General features: G+C 67.8%; 14 protein-coding genes (1 of these 14 cut by a window edge). 5 read left to right on the top strand and 9 right to left on the bottom strand.

Going from position 1 to position 18,370, the window contains the following annotated elements; all coding sequences use genetic code 11:
* Positions 1–140: 140 nt before the first annotated feature.
* Together L1892_RS20830 and sigK are read right to left on the bottom strand one after the other, a co-directional pair.
* Positions 141–944 (bottom strand): anti-sigma factor, encoded by an 804-nt coding sequence (locus L1892_RS20830; RefSeq protein WP_235725615.1) that lies wholly within the window; start codon positions 942–944, stop codon positions 141–143.
* On the bottom strand, positions 937–1,515 hold the full coding sequence (sigK, locus tag L1892_RS20825) for an ECF RNA polymerase sigma factor SigK (RefSeq protein ID WP_235725614.1): 579 nt from the start codon (positions 1,513–1,515) through the stop codon (positions 937–939). Before sigK ends, L1892_RS20830 begins: the two co-directional genes overlap by 8 nt.
* A gap of 214 nt (positions 1,516–1,729) precedes the next feature.
* On the opposite strand from sigK, the gene L1892_RS20820 reads away from it, so the two are divergent.
* Positions 1,730–2,695: an alpha/beta hydrolase gene (locus L1892_RS20820; protein ID WP_235725622.1), complete on the top strand. Its 966-nt coding sequence runs from the start codon at positions 1,730–1,732 to the stop codon at positions 2,693–2,695.
* Positions 2,696–2,723: 28 nt separating this feature from the next.
* Here L1892_RS20820 and L1892_RS20815 read toward each other — a convergent pair whose 3' ends face one another.
* Together L1892_RS20815 and L1892_RS20810 are read right to left on the bottom strand one after the other, a co-directional pair.
* Positions 2,724–3,038 carry a LuxR C-terminal-related transcriptional regulator gene (locus tag L1892_RS20815; RefSeq protein ID WP_235725620.1) on the bottom strand — a complete coding sequence of 105 codons (315 nt, stop codon included), beginning with the start codon at positions 3,036–3,038 and terminating at the stop codon, positions 2,724–2,726.
* A 310-nt stretch (positions 3,039–3,348) separates the two neighbouring features.
* Positions 3,349–4,029, bottom strand: coding sequence for a LuxR C-terminal-related transcriptional regulator (locus L1892_RS20810; RefSeq protein ID WP_235725618.1), 681 nt, complete (start codon positions 4,027–4,029; stop codon positions 3,349–3,351).
* Positions 4,030–4,309: 280 nt separating this feature from the next.
* On the opposite strand from L1892_RS20810, the gene L1892_RS20805 reads away from it, so the two are divergent.
* Positions 4,310–5,071 carry an acetoacetate decarboxylase family protein gene (locus L1892_RS20805; protein WP_235725609.1) on the top strand — a complete coding sequence of 254 codons (762 nt, stop codon included), beginning with the start codon at positions 4,310–4,312 and terminating at the stop codon, positions 5,069–5,071.
* A gap of 155 nt (positions 5,072–5,226) precedes the next feature.
* Positions 5,227–6,240: a pirin family protein gene (locus tag L1892_RS20800; RefSeq protein WP_235725608.1), complete on the top strand. Its 1,014-nt coding sequence runs from the start codon at positions 5,227–5,229 to the stop codon at positions 6,238–6,240.
* 7 nt (positions 6,241–6,247) lie between these two features.
* Here L1892_RS20800 and L1892_RS20795 read toward each other — a convergent pair whose 3' ends face one another.
* Positions 6,248–6,928: a CE1759 family FMN reductase gene (locus tag L1892_RS20795; RefSeq protein WP_235725604.1), complete on the bottom strand. Its 681-nt coding sequence runs from the start codon at positions 6,926–6,928 to the stop codon at positions 6,248–6,250.
* Positions 6,925–8,034, bottom strand: coding sequence for an LLM class flavin-dependent oxidoreductase (locus tag L1892_RS20790; RefSeq protein ID WP_235725598.1), 1,110 nt, complete (start codon positions 8,032–8,034; stop codon positions 6,925–6,927). Before L1892_RS20790 ends, L1892_RS20795 begins: the two co-directional genes overlap by 4 nt.
* A 130-nt stretch (positions 8,035–8,164) precedes the next feature.
* Here L1892_RS20790 and L1892_RS20785 point away from each other — a divergent pair, with 130 nt between their 5' ends.
* Both L1892_RS20785 and L1892_RS20780 read left to right on the top strand, forming a co-directional pair.
* The gene (locus L1892_RS20785; protein ID WP_235725597.1) at positions 8,165–8,722 is read left to right on the top strand and encodes an MTB12 C-terminal domain-containing protein; all 558 of its coding nucleotides are present in this window, start codon (positions 8,165–8,167) and stop codon (positions 8,720–8,722) included.
* A 267-nt stretch (positions 8,723–8,989) separates the two neighbouring features.
* Positions 8,990–9,598 carry a DUF4190 domain-containing protein gene (locus L1892_RS20780; RefSeq protein ID WP_235725596.1) on the top strand — a complete coding sequence of 203 codons (609 nt, stop codon included), beginning with the start codon at positions 8,990–8,992 and terminating at the stop codon, positions 9,596–9,598.
* Positions 9,599–9,667: 69 nt separating this feature from the next.
* On the opposite strand, the gene L1892_RS20775 is transcribed toward L1892_RS20780, so the two are convergent.
* The 3 genes from L1892_RS20775 to L1892_RS20765 form a co-directional block, all read right to left on the bottom strand.
* A complete protein-coding gene (locus L1892_RS20775) occupies positions 9,668–9,976 on the bottom strand; it encodes a hypothetical protein (protein WP_235725595.1) in 309 nt (102 codons plus the stop codon).
* Between the two features lie 274 nt (positions 9,977–10,250).
* On the bottom strand, positions 10,251–10,478 hold the full coding sequence (locus L1892_RS20770; RefSeq protein WP_235725594.1) for an MbtH family protein: 228 nt from the start codon (positions 10,476–10,478) through the stop codon (positions 10,251–10,253).
* An 87-nt stretch (positions 10,479–10,565) separates the two neighbouring features.
* Positions 10,566–18,370: the final stretch of a non-ribosomal peptide synthase/polyketide synthase gene (locus tag L1892_RS20765; RefSeq protein ID WP_235725593.1), read on the bottom strand. Its footprint extends 17,173 nt past the window's final position; the window shows 7,805 of its 24,978 coding nt (coding positions 17,174–24,978); the start codon falls outside the window, past its right edge — the gene reads right to left on this strand; it ends in the stop codon at positions 10,566–10,568.

Raw genomic sequence — 18,370 nt, 5'->3', positions numbered from 1 at the left:
CCGAGGCGCCAGCCGAGGCCGCGTATCGAGACCACACCAGAACGGCCTTACACCCGCGAGACCACCCTCCGCTGGTCGAGTAGCGACCGAGGCGCCAGCCGAGGCCGCGTATCGAGACCACCGCCGCCGTGGCACACCGTCTACAGCTGCACCTGCGCCAGGATCGGTGTCGTCGGCTGCGGCGACCCGCCCTCCGGTTCCACGGTGACCGCCAGAACCGTTGCCGAGTCGAGGTTCTCGACCAGCGTCGGATCGTCGGCGCCCGTCGACGGGATGAGACCCGCCGACACCGGTTGATCCTCCTTGCCGACCAACCAGAGTTGGAACTCGCGGTCGGAAGCAATGGGGTTGTTCAGATCACGCAGCAGTGCCACAGCCTGATTGCGCTCGCGTGAGGTGACGACCGACATGGTGCCGCGATCATCGTCGAGCTGTTGTGCGGCGAGTTGGGCGTCGGGTGCGGTCAGCACGTCGAGTGCCTGCTGCCCCGCAGCGGTCACCGTGGGCGCCGCCGGGTCCGGTGCGGTACCGCGTCCGATCACCACTCCGGCGCCGAGCGCCACCACGATCGCTGCTGCCGCGGCTGCGATCACCGCGGCCCGTCGGCGCCTGCGTGCTCGGTCGATCGGAATCGGCGCGGGCGCCGAATCGGCCGTTACATCACCGCTGGGTCCGTCGGACGATACAGCGTCACCACGCCCGTCGGACACCGCAAAGACATGGTCGAGCACCCGCGCACGCAGGTCACCTGGGGCATCGATTGCATACGAACTCGCGAATTCCACCATCGCCGCGCGCGTCTCGGCAACTCGCGTGTGGTAGATGCGCCGCTCGACTCCGCTCAGGTCCGCCAGTTCACGTTCCACGCGGTCGTGTTCGGTGGGCGGCAGTACCGCGACGGCATACAGTTCGATGTGATCGTCGAGCCAGTCGGTGTCAGACATGATCTCGACCTCTCAGACAATTGCGAAGCTTGCGAAGTCCGTCGCGAATACGCGTCTTGATGGTGGGCAGCGGAGTCGACATGTGTTCGGCGACCTCCGGATAGGTCAAGCCGCCGAAATAGGACATCTCGATGCTGTCACGCTGCAAGACACTCAGCGTGTTCAGACACGTCCGCAGTTCGGTGTTCTCTTCGCGGGCCACCACGATCTCCAACGGCACCGCCGACGCGGGCGCCTGATTGCTTGACTCGTATTCGGTGGCCTTGCGGTGATGCACCTCCTCGGATCGGACCCGATCGACAGCGCGCCGATGAGTGATGGTCATCATCCAGCTGATCACCGAGCCACGGCCGGGGTGATACTGGTCGGCCTTCTGCCAGAACTGCAGATAGGCCTCCTGAACGATCTCCTCCGCGTAGTTCCGGTCCCGGACGACGCGCAATGCCAGGCCGTAGACACGGCCGCTGGTGAGGTCGTACAAGCGGGTGAATGCACCGCGATCGCCGAGCGCGGAATCCGCGAGCAGGGTACGCAGGAGATCGGGATCGTCGGCCGCCCCCGTGGATGTCATCCCTCCACGGTAGCCAAAGCGGTCCGGGGCAGACCGGGATCACGGCGGGAGAACAGCACCGGAGGATCGCCCGCTAGACTTGGGCAGCCACCCAGCCATGGGTTTTCGGCGAGTGGGGGTTTTCGGCGAGTGGGGGTTTTCGGCGAGTGGGGGTTTTCGGCGAGTGGGAACGGATTGGGGCATCGTGGGGAGACATCAGCGTCTGATCGTCGGGATGTTGTCGGTGATTGCGGCGGTCGTCGCAACGGTAGGTGTGGGTACGGCGTCGGCCGCACCGACATCGCGCATCGTGAGCACCTATGACGACGATCCGCAGCAGGTCACGCTGCTCGTCTACTCGGCGGCGATGAACAAGAACATCCCGGTCACCGTGCTCACTCCCCGTGATCGGTCCACGCCCAGCCCCACGCTGTATCTGCTCAACGGTGCCGGCGGCGGCGAGGATTCGGCGACGTGGGACGCACGTACCGACTACAAAGAGTTCTTCGCCGACAAGGATGTATACGTCGTCACACCGATCGGCGGCGCCTTTTCGTACTACACCGACTGGCAGCGCGACGACCCGGTGCTCGGCCGCAACAAGTGGCAGACCTTCCTGACCAAGGAACTGTCCCCGCTGATCGACGCGCAGTTCAACACCACCGGGCGCAACGCCGTCGCCGGCATCTCGATGGCCGGCACGACGGTGTTCAACCTCGCTATCGCCGCCCCCGGCCTCTACCGCTCGGTGGCCGCATTCAGCGGATGCGCCCGGACCAGTGACCCGGTGGGTCAGCAGTACATCCGGTTCGTCACCGCCGACCGTGGCGGCGGCAACCTGGAGAACATGTGGGGGCCCCTTGACGGGCCGGGGTGGCGCGCCAACGACCCGTATCTCAACGCCGAGAAGCTGCGGGGCACCAAGATCTACATGACCTCGGGCACCGGGCTACCCGGCACCCACGAACGCCTCGAGGACCCCTTTGTCCAGGGTGATCCGTTCTTCCTCGCCAATCAGGCCCTACTGGGTGGCGCGATCGAGGTGGCGATCGATCAGTGCACGCGTCAGATGGCCGGCCGCCTCGCCGAGCTGCGCATCCCCACCGACGTCACGTTCCGAAACACCGGAACCCATTCGTGGGGCTACTGGCAGGACGACCTGCACCGGACCTGGCCGCAGATCGAACGCGACCTACGCTGACTTCCCCGGGTTCCCCACCCCGGGGGACTCACCAGCTGTCGAGGCTGGTGTAGCCGTCCTGTAGTGCGCGGGCCAGCAGGTGCGCCTTGGTCGGCGCTTCCCGGCCGACACCGGAGTACTTGGCGCGGATACGGGCCAGGTGGGTACTCACCGTCGACGCGGAGATGAACAGCGCCGTCGCCGCCTCCTCCTTCGACTCAGCCGCCAGCCACGCGAGCAGGACCTCGACCTCGCGGGACGAGAGTTCCGGTCGTCGTGGGTCGGGCATCGCACCTTCCGCTTGACGGTAATCCGACAGTCGTGTCACCCGCGCGTTCAGCCCCACGGCGGCAGGCTGGGCCATATCGTCGGGACCCGCTGGGCGGGCGGGTGTCGAGCGGCCCGGATACGGCGTATGCGAATGCGCGGTCATCTGTCTTCCTTCGCTCGGCACCAACATTTCCCGCTGATGCGGGCGCTCCAGTCCCCCGACAAGACCGCACCACAGAAACAGCAGGTTAGGCGATCACCGCCGCGCGGTGTAGACCCAGAACTGGGGACACCGATGCCCGTCAGGTCCAGCACATCGAGCCGGAGCCAGCGCTCCGGGCTGCGGCGATGTAAGGATTCACCCACGTGTACCGAGTGAGACGGGATGTGGCATCCACCCCGACTTACTCAGGTGTGCGCCCGATACCACCTCTGCGTGAGGATCGGTCCGGTGCCGGGGCGGGCCGTCGGCCGGGGAGGGGCAGCCAACCGTCCTCGACCGCGCGCTTGAACAGATCGAGCTTGGTCCGGGTGGGACGCCCCGCGGCGGCGTACTTCTGCCGGATTCGCTTGAGGTACTCGTTCACCGTTTCCGCGGTCACCCCCAGAGCGGCACCGACTCCGGCCGACGTCTCGCCGGAGGCGTACAGGGTCAGCACCCGTTGCAGCTGTGGACTCAGATCGACTGCGGCGAGGTCGGGGTCGGCATCGATGGCTGCCGCCCACTCGGTGGTCAGCACCGCATGTCCGGAAGCCGCCGTTCGGATCGCATCGACGATCTCACCCTCCGAAGCGGATTTGAGTACCACGCCCAGAGTGCCCGCCCGCGCGGCGGAACGGAGCAGATCCGGGTGTTCCCCCGAGGTGTAGACGACGGTCCCGATGCCCTCTTCGGTGAGCCGGGCGACGTTCTCACCCGGGCTCGTGCCGTCGTCGAGCCGCAGGTCGAGGATGACGATGTCCATCGCGATACCCTGCGCCAGCAGTCCGCCCACCGTGGACGCCGAGCACACCAATTCCAGGTCGGGTTGGCGGTCGAGAATCCGTTCGATTCCCCACACCGGTGAGGGATGATCGTCGACCATCCCCACCCCGACCACCGACCGGTCCGCGGTTGCCACCCGTCCTCCCTCCGACCACCGGTATGCGCACGCGCAACGCCCAGAGTGCCGACGACCCGACGTCACCAACGCCTTCCGACAACCTTGTCACAGCGCCGCGAGTGCGCGGTCGCCGATGGCGCGTAATTCGGCCGGATGTCCGACCCACCGAGCTCACCGGGTGGAATCGGCCCACCGCCGGTTCGGATCTGCCATGCTGACAGAAGCAAATGAGAACATGTTCCAGTTTCGAGGAGACCTATCGATGTCCCAACCCGGGTCCACCCATGACGTCCTGGGCACCGCCGTTTCGATGCCGGTGGAGATCCGCAATGCTCGGTGTTTTGTCGCCGGATTCACCGCTGACGCCGCCGCGGTGGCCCACGCGATGCGGTCGGCCGGCCCGGCGGCGCCCGAGCTGCGGCCGTTGCGCCTGCGACCAGGCCGGACGATGTGCATGCTGGTCTTCGTCGACTACATCGACGGCGACCTGGGACCGTACAACGAGTTCGGCGTCTGCTTCCTGGTCGAGGAGCCCGGCCGGCCGGCCGCATCGCCGGCCTCCGCGTTGCGCTCGCTGGCCCGCGGCGACGCCCGTGCACTCATCCACCACCTGCCGGTCGACGGCGACTTCACCCTCGCCGCCGGCCGGGGCATCTGGGGCTTCCCCAAGACCCTCGCCGACTTCGACGTGGACCACGACTCCCCCACCCGCCACGGCAGGGTCTCCGCGAATGGACACCTCATCGCAGACCTCACCACCCGACGCGGCATCCCGGTGCCCGACAACGCGAAGGACACCGTGCTGAACGCGTACTCCCAACTCGACGGGGTGCTGCGGATGACGCCGTGGAAGCTGACGTCCACCGCCGGCACCCGCACACGGTTGGGTGGTGCGCGCCTGACCTTGGGTGACCATCCGATCGCCGCCGAGTTGCGGACACTACGCCTGAGCCGGCGCGCGCTGATGACGACATCGGTGGATCGACTGACGATGACGTTCGAGGATCCGACAACCATCTCCTGAGCCCGGCGCCGCTTCCCGAGCCCCCGCCCCAGCAGACCGCAGGCCGAGTGAGGCGAACGTGTCGCTTTCCGCGACGTTCACCTCACTCGCCGACGACACCCGTCTCGCTACACTGACTCCGAGGAACCCGGACAACACGTGGAGCGGCCGCACCGATGAGCAACCTGGAGACGCGTCCCGACGAGATCGATTGTCGCTCAACTGTTCACCGCGGCGACGCGGGAGCCGAAGGGACCGTGACGGTCGAGGTGCTCGCCGCCCGCGACGTTCCGTTGGGCGGCCCGCGCGCCATGACGGTGCATCGCACCCTGCCTCAACGTCGCCGTTCGTTGATCGGCGCATGGTGTTTCGCCGATCACTATGGTCCCGACGATGTCTCGGCGACCGGCGGGATGGATGTGCCACCGCACCCGCACACCGGGTTGCAGACCGTGAGCTGGCTGTTCTCCGGCGAGATCGAACACCGCGACACCATGGGCAATCACGCGATGGTGCGCCCGGGGGAACTCAACCTGATGACCGCCGGACACGGAATCGCACACACCGAGGTGTCAACACCCGACACGACGATCTTGCACGGCGTTCAACTGTGGGTGGCGCTGCCCGAGTTCGCCGCCGACACCCCGCGAGATTTCGCCCACCACATCCCGTCGGCGTTCCACCACGACGACGTCGAGATTCGGGTATTCCTGGGCGAACTCCTGGGTGAGCGGTCACCCGTCCACACCTTCACACCCCTACTCGGCGCGGAACTGCGGCTGCCACCCGGCGCCCAGATCGAGCTACCGGTCACCACCGCACACGAGCACGGTCTGCTCGTGGACGCCGGGGTGATCCGCGTCGTGAATTCCGCGGCCGAACCCCTGCAACCGACCGAACTCGGCTACATCGGGCTCGGTGCGACGGCAATATGCCTGCGCAACGAGTCCGACGAACCGGCGCGCGTGATACTGCTCGGCGGCGCACCGCTCGACGAGCAGATCATCATGTGGTGGAACTTCCTCGGGCGCAGCCATGAGGACATCGTCGCGTTCCGTCAGCAGTGGACCGAGCACAGTGAACGATTCGGCCAGGTCGAGGGCTACTCCGGTGACGTCCAGCATCTGCCGGCGCCTACGTTGCCGAACAGCCGGCTGAGCCCGCGGCACAACATCCCGGGCCAGGCGTGAGCGACCGTCAGGATTGCTGACCGAGCAGGCGCGCGAAGTTCGCGATACCTGCATCCTCGGCCGATGACCGTACTCCATTCTCGGTACGCTCCGGCTCGGGAGCCGGTACGCCCGGCGCGGATGGTCGACCCACCGCGGCCGCAAGTTCACCCGCCGCCCGCCGGATGCGATCGCCGAGCGCCGCAGTGTCGCCGGCCGCAACGGCCCAGTCCTGCGCTGCCGCGTACACAGCAGTCGGCAGCACGATCGCGCGCAGGTAGGCGAACAACGGACGCATGGCATGGTCGAGCACCATCGAGTGTCGTGGGCTCCCGCCGGTGGCGGCGAGCAGCACCGGGGTGCCCCCGAGCTTGTCCACGTCGACCAGGTCGAAGAACGACTTGAACAATCCGCTGTAGGACGCGTTGAAGACCGGCGTGGCGACGATGAGTCCATCGGCCTCGTAGAGCCGCTGCAACGCCTCGCGCACCAGGTCGACTGCGAATCCGGTGGCCATCGAACGGGCGATGTCGGTGGCGAGGTCACGAAGATCGATCACCGTCACGTCGACCGCACCAGCCCCGGTCCCGTCGTCGAGGGCTCCGACGACGGCCTCGACCAACCGATCCACGAGCAGGCGCGTCGACGACGGATCGCCCAGTCCGGCATTGACGGCGACGATCCGCCGGGGAGTCCGAGCCGCGGTCATACACTCGCCTCTTCGCGCGTGTCGCCGGCCGCGGCTGCGGTGCGCGCAGCCACCAGGGAGGCGTGGGTCGGGGCGTCGGGTACCGCGGCGGGTCGGCCGGCCTCGAAGCCGGCACGCAACTGCGGCAACACCTCTCCCAACTCGTCGAGCTGGGACAGCACCGTCTTCAGCGGCAGCCCCGCGTGGTCGACGAGGAACAGCTGTCGCTGGTAGTCGCCGAAGCTCTCCCGGAACGAGAGGGTCTTGTCCACGAACTCCTGAGGGCTCCCGACGGTCAGCGGCGTCTGCTCGGTGAAGTCCTCGAGCGAAGGGCCGTGACCGTACACCGGCGCGTTGTCGAAGTACGGGCGGAATTCCCGCACCGCGTCCTGCGAGTTCTTCCGGATGTAGAACTGGCCGCCCAGGCCGACGATGGCCTGCTCGGCTGTGCCGTGTCCGTAGTGCTCGAACCGTTCGCGATAGAAACCGATGAGTCGCTGGAAGTGTTCTTTGGGCCAGAAGATGTTGTTGGCGAAGAAGCCGTCACCGTAATACGCGGCCTGCTCGGCGATCTCAGGGCTGCGGATCGATCCGTGCCACACGAACGGGGCCACGGAGTCCAATGGCCGTGGCGTCGACGTGAACGACGTCAACGGAGTGCGGAAGTTGCCCTCCCAGTCGACGACATCCTCACTCCACAGGCGGTGCAGCAGGTGATAGTTCTCGATGGCCAGCGGGATGCCCTGCCGGATGTCCTGGCCGAACCACGGATAAACCGGCCCGGTGTTGCCGCGCCCCAGCATCAGGTCCACCCGACCGTCGGCGAGGTGTTGCAACATGGCGAAGTCCTCGGCGATCTTGACCGGATCGTTGGTGGTGATAAGCGTGGTGGCCGTGGACAGCTGCAACCCCTCGGTCTGGGCTGCGATGTAGGCGAGCGTCGTCGTTGGTGACGACGAGAAGAACGGCGGGTTGTGGTGCTCGCCGAGCGCGAAGACGTCGAGGCCGATGTCCTCGGCCTTCTTCGCGATCTGCACGATCGCCTTGATCCGTTCGTGCTCGGTGGGCGCGACCCCGGTGGTGGGATCGACGGTGATGTCGCTGACGCTGAAGATTCCGAACTGCATTGTCGCGCCTCCTGCGCACTCGGCGGATGTGTCATCCAGCCTAACCGGACCACGGTCCGATTAATTCCGCGGTGCTGCCGCCCGACACCCATGAGTTAGTGTGGGCTTACTCAAGAGGAGGAGACGAAATATGAAGGTTCGCAAGCCCCTTGCCGCGGCAGTTCTCGCCGCCGCCACCATCCTGGCCACGGCCGCCTGCTCCGAGGAGGCGTCGGACACGGCCAGCAGTGTCGCCAACGACGCGTCGGCGGCGGTCGCCTCGGCGGCCGGTGATGCAGCCAGCCAGGCCCGCGATGCCGTCAGCGGTGCGGTCAGTTCGGCGAAGGATGCGGTGATCGGACTGAGCACCGAGGACGCCCAGAGCACCCTGCGCACGGCGGTGGACCCGGCGAGCACCACCGAGCAGGTCGAAGGAGCCGTCGACACCAACAATCCGGAGACGATCAGCGCGCTGCAGACCTATGCCGAGACCTCCAGCGCCGCCGGCTACACGCCCGACGTGTACACGGTCAAAGAGGTGACTGAGCAAGGCTCGAGCACCGCGACGGCGACCGTTGCTGTCGCCAGCCCGCACGCCCCGGCCCCGGTGGACATCCAACTGAATTATGTGCGTGTCGGCACCAACTGGAAGCTCACCGCGGACGCGGTCGACACGCTGACCAGCATGGGCGGTCAGCACGGCGGCTGAGCTTCAACCGATCATCGGCTTGCACCACGCTGTCGCCGCGTCCGGAACCCCGGACGCGGCGATTGTCGTCGCAGCTATCGTTATCGCTATGTGATGTTCTTCGGGTGCAGTGGAGGCAGAGCGTCGGGCAACCGTGCCCGGCAATCGTGCAGGACCAGCACCATGTAGACCCAGCACCGTGCAGCGCCGCGTTCGTTCGTGCGGTACTGGAGATCGAACAGAACCGATGATCGGCCACCCGTGGGCCGCCGGCCAGGAGGGTACGCCATGCGGGAGACCGATCACCCCACCGAGTCAATACCGCCCGCGTTGACCGATCGCATCGCCCGGTGGCCGCTCGAGAACATCGACACACAACTCCCGGAGACCGGCGAATCCACAATCGAGACGTTGCGAGACCGGCCCGGCGCGACCGACGAATCGGCCGCCGTACCCGGTTCGATGTGGCCGCCCTCAGCGATGAATGCGAGTTGGCCACTCTCGGCGAGTAGCTCAGCGAACGACGCCCCGCTACCCCCGGTCGCCGACGTCTGGTACCCCGCTCCGGTTATGGCGACCGACTCGAGGCACCTGAACACGAACGGGATGAATGCCCCGGCACAGCCGAGTTCCCGGATGGCGACCACGGCGTTGATCACATCGATGATCTCGCTCCCACTGGCCCTTGTGGGCGTGGGAGCCATCCTCGGCTTCATCGCGACGACGCTGGGGGTGATCGCCCTGGTACAGATCGCGAGCGGCCGACGACCGGCGCCGGAGCCGAACCGCTATCGCGGCACAGGCCGGGCCGTGGCCGGCACGGTGGCGGGAATCGCGAGCATGATCATCGGCGCACCGATACTGCTGATGATCTTGATGGTGCTCGCGATAGTGTGAGAGCCGACCGGCAGGCGACGAGGCGGCCCAGGGCCGATCCGTAACCCCCAAGTGTGTCGGTGAGGTGGATCAGCTGACGGCGCGGAGGCGACGGCCCTCGCCACCGCCGAGTTCGCGGCCGAGCCACGCGACGATGTCGCTCATCACCCGGTTGCGCTCGGCGGCTCCGTCGATACGCGTGAGACCGGGCATACAGTGAATGAGGCCGGCGTGGAATGCCGCGTCGTGCGACATGCCGTGGCGGTCCATCACGGAGCGGTACGAATCGATGGCCTCGTCGAGGGCACCGTAGGTGACGACATCGTCACCGAAGCGAACAGCAGTCAGGCGCGGGGTGATCTCGGCCCGCCGCCGGATGTCTTCGATCAAATCCAACATGTTCACAGTCGTTCCCCCGAACTCCGTGTTGTGACCCTGGCCACGTTGCCTCCCAGAATGGTGCTGGCGCCAGGTCCGTCTATATAGCTTGCCTTGCTAACGGCTCTTTGGGAACCGCGGACGCCAGATTGTGTGCGAATCCACAGGTCAGAGCAGATTCTCGGTACAACTCCATGTTACTGCTGTGACTCAAGTTGTTGGAGTGGCGAATAGTGCTTGATGTTCAAGCGTTATCCCGGCTACACAGCCTCGCGACGTCGTGGCCGGATGAGAGTCACGCGCGGCGCGCCGCGTCCGCGTCCATCGCCTCGATCAGACTCTTGGGACGCAGGTCGGTCCAGTTCTTCTCCACGTAGCCCAGGCATGCCGCCCTACTGTCCTCCCCGAACACCGTCCTCCAGCCGGCGGGGATGTCGGCGAAGGTCGGCCACAGCGAGTGCTGATTCTCGTCGTTGACCAATACGTAGAAGCGGCCGTTGTCGTCGTCGAAGGGGTTGGTCACTGGTGTCCTCCAGGGATCGTGGGTGGATAGTGCAGATGGATTGCGGGTGACGGTGCCGCTGCGGTGACGGTGTCGGTGCTGCGGCTCCTACGACTCCGCGGCGTCGGCGTCGGCGAGCCACCGGTCGAGTTCGGGCCCGATGACCTCGAGCGCGCCAGGGTTTGCCAGGCCGAGGTGATCGGCGTCGACATCGACATTCGCGATGCGGCCCGCGACGTGGGGTCGCCAACCGTCGGCGACCGCGGCCGGATCCGCCTTGTCGCGGGTCGCGGTGAACACCAGCAGCGAACCGTCATACGGGGCCGGCCGGAACTGTTCGACGAGCGTTTCGCCGACCGCGAAGCTGTCCATGACGCCCTGCACCTGGTCGACGCTGAGCAGGCCCATCGACGCGATCTGTTCGCGGATGATCTCGGCGACCTCTTCGGCGCTGTCCGCGTGCACATTGTCGTCGAGGTCGAACAGATCGCGCCATCCGCCGAGGAAGTCGCCGACATAGTCGCCGCCGAGCTCGACACCGGCCGGTGCAGACCCGGAACCGTCGTCGGGTTGCGGCGGGATCGGCGACGAGTCCATGACGCCGAGGAAGGCGACCTCCTCTCCTTCGGCGCGCAGCGCGGTCGCGATGGCGTACGCGACGTAGCCACCCAGCGACCAGCCCAACAGGTGATACGGACCGTGCGGCGACACCCGGCGGATCTCGGTGAGATACCGCTGGGCCATTTCCTCCACGCTCCGCGCGCTGGGCTCGCCGGCGACCACATGCGGGTCCTGCAGGCCGTACACCGGGCGATCCCCGAGATAGGGCACGAACCCGCCATAGAACCAAGCCAGGCCACCGGCAGGATGGATGCAGAACAGCGGCGGCCGCGTCCCCTGCGCGTTGAGGGTGATCACCACCTCGCCGGAACCGGAGCCGCCGGAGATCCGAGCCGCGAGCCCACGCGCCGTGGGGTCGTTGAACAGCCAGGCCAACTCCACGTCATGCCCCTGCTCGCGCAACGCACCGAGCACCCGCGTCGCCGACAGCGAGTTGCCGCCCAACTCGAAGAAGCTCTGGGTGACACCGACCTGCTCGAGTTCGAGCACGTCGGCGAACGCGGCGGCCACCACGGCCTCCATCTCGGTCTCCGGGGCCACGTACTCCTCGGTGCCGGTCTCGATCACCGCTTCTGGGAGCGCCCGTTTGTCGAGCTTGCCCACCGGGGTCAACGGCAGCGCGTCGAGCACCATGATCGCGGCGGGGACCATGTGCGACGGCAGCCGTCGGCCGACGAACTCACGCACCTCGGCCACGTCGATCCCACCGTCGCCGACGATGTAGCCGGCCAGTGCGGTCGCGACCGAGCCGCCCACACCGACGACAACGGCCGACTCCACCGCCGGATGTTCGGCCAGCACGGCCTCGATCTCGCCCAGCTCGATCCGCAGTCCGCGCAGCTTCACCTGATCGTCGGAACGTCCGGCGTACTCCAGCACCAGTTCGCCGGCACCGTCACGGCGCCAGCGAACCACGTCGCCGGTTCGGTACATCCGCTCCCCCGCGGTGCCGAAGGGGTTGACCACGAAACGCTCGGCGGTCAGTCCTGGCCGGTCCAGGTAACCCCGGGACAGTGCCGGACCGACGGCGTAGAGCTCGCCGGGCACACCGACCGGCACCGGCCGCAGACGACCGTCGAGCACGAGCAACGTCACCCCGGCCAACGGCCGTCCCAACCGCACCGGCGCGCCGACGACCATCGGCTCACTCAGCGTGATGCCGATGGTGGTCTCCGTTGGTCCGTACAGGTTGTGGATGGCCACATGCGGCGCCCACGCGTCGACCAGCGACGGCGGCACCGCCTCACCGCCGGCCATCAGCGCGGCCAGATCCGGCAGCGCGGCCGGGTCCAGCGTCGAGAGCACCGTCGGGGTGAGGAAGGTGTGCGTCACTCGGTGACGCTGCATGAATTCCTGCAACACGTGACCGCCGACGGCCGCGGTCGGCCGGTAGGCCAGGGTGCCGCCGTTGACCGTGGCGAGCAGGTACTCCAGGACCGACGCATCGAAACTCGGCGATGCGAACCCCAGGACCACCGGGGCATCTGCGACCGACAGTCGTGAGGTCTCCTGTGCGGCGAAATTCGCCAGCCCACCATGAGTGACCGACACACCCTTCGGGCGGCCGGTGGAGCCGGATGTGTAGATCACGTACGCGACATTGTCGGTCCGCACGCGACCCGACATCTCGACGGCGCTCACCGCGGCGTCGGACAGGTCGGCGATCGCCGCTCGGGTCGAGTCACCGTCGAGACGCACCCACTCGAACTCGTCGCCGGGAAGTTCCCCGGTGCGGACGGTCAGCCCGAGGATCGCCCCCGAGTCCTCGATCATGTTCGCCACCCGTTCGGCCGGGTAGTCGGGGTCGATCGGCACATATCCGGCACCGGTCTTGGTGACCGCCCAGATCGCGGTGAGCAGTTCCACCGACCGACCGATCGCCAACGCGACCAGCGACTCGACGCCGATCCCCCGCGAGATGAGCCAGCGCGCCAGCTGATTGGACCGCGCATCGAGTTCGGCATAGGTCAGCGCGGCACCGTTTCCGTCCACGACCGCGACGCGGTCGGGGTGCGTGTTCGCGACCTCGGCGAACATGTCGCCGAGCAGGCGCGGCGCGGTCCCCGTGCCGCCGGACACCGTGGTGAACGCGGCCATCTCGCCGCCGCCGAGAAGACCGATGTCGGCCGTCAGGGTCTCCGGAGCGCTCGACACCGTCCGCAGGATCTGCACCAGTGCGTCGATGAACACCTCGATTTGGGTGGCGTCGAAGGCGTTCGGCAGATACTTGAGAGTCAGCGAGAGTCGTTGGCCCGCAACGGGTGAAGTCGACATGTTGAGCGGGTAGTGGGTGGCGTCGGAACCGGCGAAGTCCACGATCTCCAGCCCGCCGGTCAACGAGGCATCCGTGGTGGTCAGCGAGTCGGTGTCCACCGGATAGGACTCGTGCACCGTCAACGTGTCGAACAGCGGGCCGCCGATGCCGTTGCCGCCGGCCAGTCCGGTCAACTCCGCCAGCGACAGATGCTGGTGATCGAGAACCGCCACCTTGCTCTGCTGCAGGCGACCCAGCACGGTCGAGATCGACGCCTCCGGATCGACGTCGACCACCGCGGGCAGCGTGTTGATGAACAACCCCACCATGGATTCGACGCCCTCGAGGTCGGCCGGACGACCGGATACGGTCTCGGCGAAGGTGACCACCCGGTTGCCGGTCAACCGCGACACGAGCACCGCCCAGGCGAACTGCAGCACCGTCGCCACCGTGGCCCCCTCGGCGCGGGCGAGGGCCTCGATGCCGGCGGTCACGTCGGCATCAAGAATGACCGACAGATCTTGCGGCAGTGCCTCATTCGTTGCTTCCGCGCCCGGCGCCACCAAGGTGGGCGCCGTCACCGGCGCGAGCACCTCGCGCCAGGCCTGCCGACCGGCGACGTCGTCGGTCGCCGCGAGGTGACGCAGGTAGTCCTCGAAATCACCATCGCCGGTACCGATCTGGCCGGTGTAGGTGACTCCGTTGGCATACAGCGCCAGCAGATCGGCCAGCACCAGCGGGCCCGACCAACCGTCGATCAGGATGTGATGGTTGGTCACCACCAGATGCGCGGTATCGCCGTGGCGGACCACTGCGAAACGCATCAGCGGCGGGCGCGCCAGGTCAAACGGGGTGCGCCGCTGGATCTCGGCGACCTGTGCCACGCGTTGCTCGACCACATCGTCGGAGGGGCCGGTGCCGTCGGTGACGTCGACGACCTCCCAGGGCACCTCGACCGATGGCGGAACCACCGTCACCACCGCACCACTGCCGGTGCGCACGAAGCCCGACCGCAATGCGCGATGGTGCGCGAACAGGGCCTGGGCCGCAGCATGCAGGCGGTCGATGTCGACGGTCCCACCGAGTTCTAGGATCGACTGCACCACGTAGACATCCACCGGCGCGGCGGTCTCCGAGCCCACGGCGCCGCCGGCGAGCTCGGCCTCGAAGTGCAAGCCCTTCTGCAGGGGAGACAGCGGCCAGATGTCGGCCCCGGGCCACCGCTGGGCCACGTCGTCGAGGTCGTCCTGGGTGACCCCGGCGCCCGGAACGTCCGACGGGGACAGGCCCGGATCACCGATCACCGACAGCGTGTCGACGATCGCGGCCAGTTCCGCCTGCCACCGCGATGCGATATCGGCGGCATCCGCATCGCCCAGCACCCCGCGGACGAACAGGAAGTCCGCCGAGAGTTCGCGGCTGTCCCGGTCCGAGAGGGTGCCGACGTTCACCGTCAGCGTGTTCATCGCGGTCATCGCACCCGACACCGTGGCCGGCAGGACCGGCGCCGCCGGGTCGGCGGTGAACGGCACCACCACGTCGTCGCCGGATGAGCGGCTGCCGGCACCGAAGAAGTTGAAACCGATCGACGGCAACGCGGTCCCGGCCAGCCGGTCGTCGGCACCGGCATCCGGCGCGGTGAAGCGCAGCAGTCCGTAGCCGATGCCGCGGTCCGGTTGAGCCAGGCGCTCCTCCTTCGCCGCTTTCACCGCGTGCACCACGTCGTCGGCCGGGTCGAGCGCCAACGGCACGAGGGTGGTGAACCAGCCGGCGGTTCGGGACAGGTCGGCGGTGTGCGGGTCGGTCCCCCGGGCCACCACTTCCTCGTAGCGGCCGTGGCCTTCGACCAGCACGGTGACCGCGGCGGTGTCGACGATGCCGCGATCGCGTTGCCACGATCGCACCGCGCGGGCCAGCGCCGCGATCAGCGCATCGTTGACGTGACCGGAGTACGCGTCGACGACCCTCGTCAGCAGCGCCTCGGTGACTGTGCGGTCCACCCGGACCCGCAGGGAGTCGACGGTCGCGAAGGTATCGCGGTGCGGGTCGAAGGGCACACCGAAGTCGGTGGGATCGCGGTCCACGCGGGCCAGCCAGTGCCCCATCTCGTCACCGCGTTCGCCGGCCTGCGCGGCGAGTGCCGCATGCCAGGCCCGCGCCGAGGTCACCTCGGGACGCACCGCCGGCTCCGCACCGGACTGCAGTCGACCCCAGACGGTGATGATGTCCTCGATGAGGATCGGCCAGGAGACCGCATCGACACCGAGGTGATGGATGGCCAGGACCACACGGGCACCGCCGTCGCCGACGACCAGGACCGCGGACACGATCACTCCGGCGGCCGGGTCGAGCCGGCGCAGTGCTGCGGCATGCGCGGTGCGCAATACCTCCTCGTACTCGGCGGAGCCGGGCGCCGCGGCCGTGGTCGCCTCGTCGACGACACATCCGATGCCCTCGCCAAGCGCATACGCCCAGCCGTCGTCGGTGTGGCGCAACGTCGCCGACAGCATCGGATGGGCACGCGTCACCGCATCCAGCACGGCGGTCAGCGTCGGGAGGTCGAGTCCATCGGGTGCGATGAGCACCGTCGACTGGGAGAAGTCGGCGAAGTCCGCCCCGCTCTGCGACAACTCGAGCATCCAGGCCGCCACCGGCGGGATCGCGACCTGCTCACCGGCAGGCTCGCTCAACAGCGGCAGCCGGTCTCCGCCCGCCGCCACCGCATGCGCCATGGCCCGAACCGTCTTGTGTTCGAAGACATCTCGCGGGGACACCGAGAACCCGGCGGCACGGGCGGCAGACGAGAGCTGGATCGCGAGGATCGAGTCGCCGCCGAGCGCGAAGAACGACTCGGCCACACTCACCCGATCGACACCGAGCACGCCCGCCACGACACGCGCGAGTGTTTCCTCGGTGGAGGTCTCCGGCGCCACGTAATCGTCACCGGCGCCGTCGAGTTCGGGCACCGGAAGCGCCCGACGATCGAGCTTGCCGTTGGCCGTCAACGGCAGCGCGGTCACCGGGACCACGATGCTGGGCACCATGTAGCCGGGTACCGCCCGGGCAACCGCGTCGCGCACCCGCGCCGCGTCGACGTCGGCGCCCGGTTCGGCGACGACGTAGCCGATGAGCTGTTCACCACGCCCCGGGAGTTCGACGACATTGGCGGCACCCGCGGTGATCCCGTCGACACCGAGCAGCGCGGCCTCGATCTCACCGAACTCGATGCGGAATCCACGCAACTGCACCTGCGCGTCACCGCGACCGAGGTACTCGATGTCGTCGCCGATGCGACGGGCGAGGTCACCCGTCCGGTACATGCGGGCACCGCTGCGATCGAAGGGATTGGCTACGAACCGGGTCGCCGAGAGTCCCGGCCGGCCCAGATAGCCCTGCGCCAGCTGCCCACCGGTGACGTACATCTCGCCGACGACGCCGGGCGGCACCGGATGCAACCGCTCGTCGAGGATGTGGATCGCCAGCGAGTGCAGGGGCCGCCCGATCAGGGATGCGTCGCCCGCGGCGACGAGGTCGCGGTCGAGCGGACGGAAACTCACGTGCACGGTGGTCTCGGTGATGCCGTACATGTTGACCAATTGGGTGGTCTCGTCGGGATGGTCGTCGAACCAGCGCCGCACCTGCTCGAAGCCCAGCGCCTCACCCCCGAACACGATGTAGCGCAACGGCAGATCGACCGGGTTGCGCCGCCGCGCGTCGATGAGTTGATAGAACGCCGACGGCGTCTGGTTGAGCACCGTCACGCCCTCGGCGGCGAGCAGCTCCACGAAGGCATCGGGGTCTCGCGCCAGGGCACGATCGACGATCACCAGCCGCGCCCCACACAGGAACGGTCCCCACAACTCCCACACCGAGAAGTCGAACGCATAGGAATGGAACATCGTCCACACATCGGTGGGCCGGAAGTCGAAGTCGCCGGCCGCCGTGTCCATCAGGGTGATGACGTCGCGATGGGTGATCTCGACGCCCTTGGGCAAACCGGTCGAGCCGGAGGTGTAGATGACGTAGGCCCGCGAGGACGGCCGCACCGAGGGTACCGGCACCGCGAGATCGGTCCCGGCCGAGGCGAGTTCGTCGACGTCGACGGCCACCACGCCGGCGGGCAGACCGGCGAACAGCTCGTGTCCCGAGGTCGCCGCGTCGGTGATCACCACGCGCACCGACGCGTCGGAGACGATGAACGCCAACCGGTCCACCGGGTTGGTGGTGTCCAGCGGCAGATAGCCGGCACCGGCTTTGAGCACGGCGAGGATCGCCACCGGGAGGTCGACCGAGCGTGCGGTGGCGATACCGACGAGGTCACCGGCGCGGACACCCCGGGCCGCCAACGCTGCTGCAACCGCATCGGAGCGGCGATCGAGGTCGGCGTAGGACAGCGACACGTCCTGCGCGGTCACCGCGGTCCGCGTCGCGTGGTCGGCGACGGTGTCCGCGAACAGCTCCACCAGGGTGCGGTCGGTGTTCGTCGTCTCGGTCACGGGCGCCGGAAGTGCCGCCAGGGCGCTCGATTCGTGATCGGACAGCAGCGCGACATCCCCCACCGGCACCTGCACGTCGGCCAGGCAGGTGGCCAGCACCCGGACGAACCGATCGGCCATGGTGCGCACTGTCGCCGCATCGAACATGTCGGTGGCGTAGACGATCTGCGCCGGCCACGGTTGTCCCTGGGTGCCGCCGGCGATCGCGAAGGTCAAATCGACCTTGGCGGGTGTCTCCGGCGCCTCGATCGGCGCGATGGACAGTCCGGCGATGCTGGACGCTTCGGCGACCGAGTCGCCGAGATCGGCGGAGAACTCCGGCAGCGTCGACTGATGGAACGTGAGCAGGATCTGCGTCAGCGGTGCGAAAGCCTCTGACCGCACCGGATCCAACTGCTCGACCAGCGTCTCGAACGGCACGTCGGCGTGCGCGTACGCCTCGAGATCGGTACCGCGGACCTGGTCGATCACTGCGGCGAAGGTCATGCCCGGATCGATCTCGGCGCGCAACACCAGCGTGTTGACGAACATGCCGACCAGTG

The sequence above is a fragment of the Gordonia tangerina genome (genome assembly GCF_021556435.1).
GTDB classification, from domain to species: Bacteria; Actinomycetota; Actinomycetes; order Mycobacteriales; family Mycobacteriaceae; genus Gordonia; species Gordonia tangerina.
The sequence above is the reverse complement of the archived record's forward strand: the minus strand, read 5'-3'. Positions and strand labels throughout refer to the sequence as shown.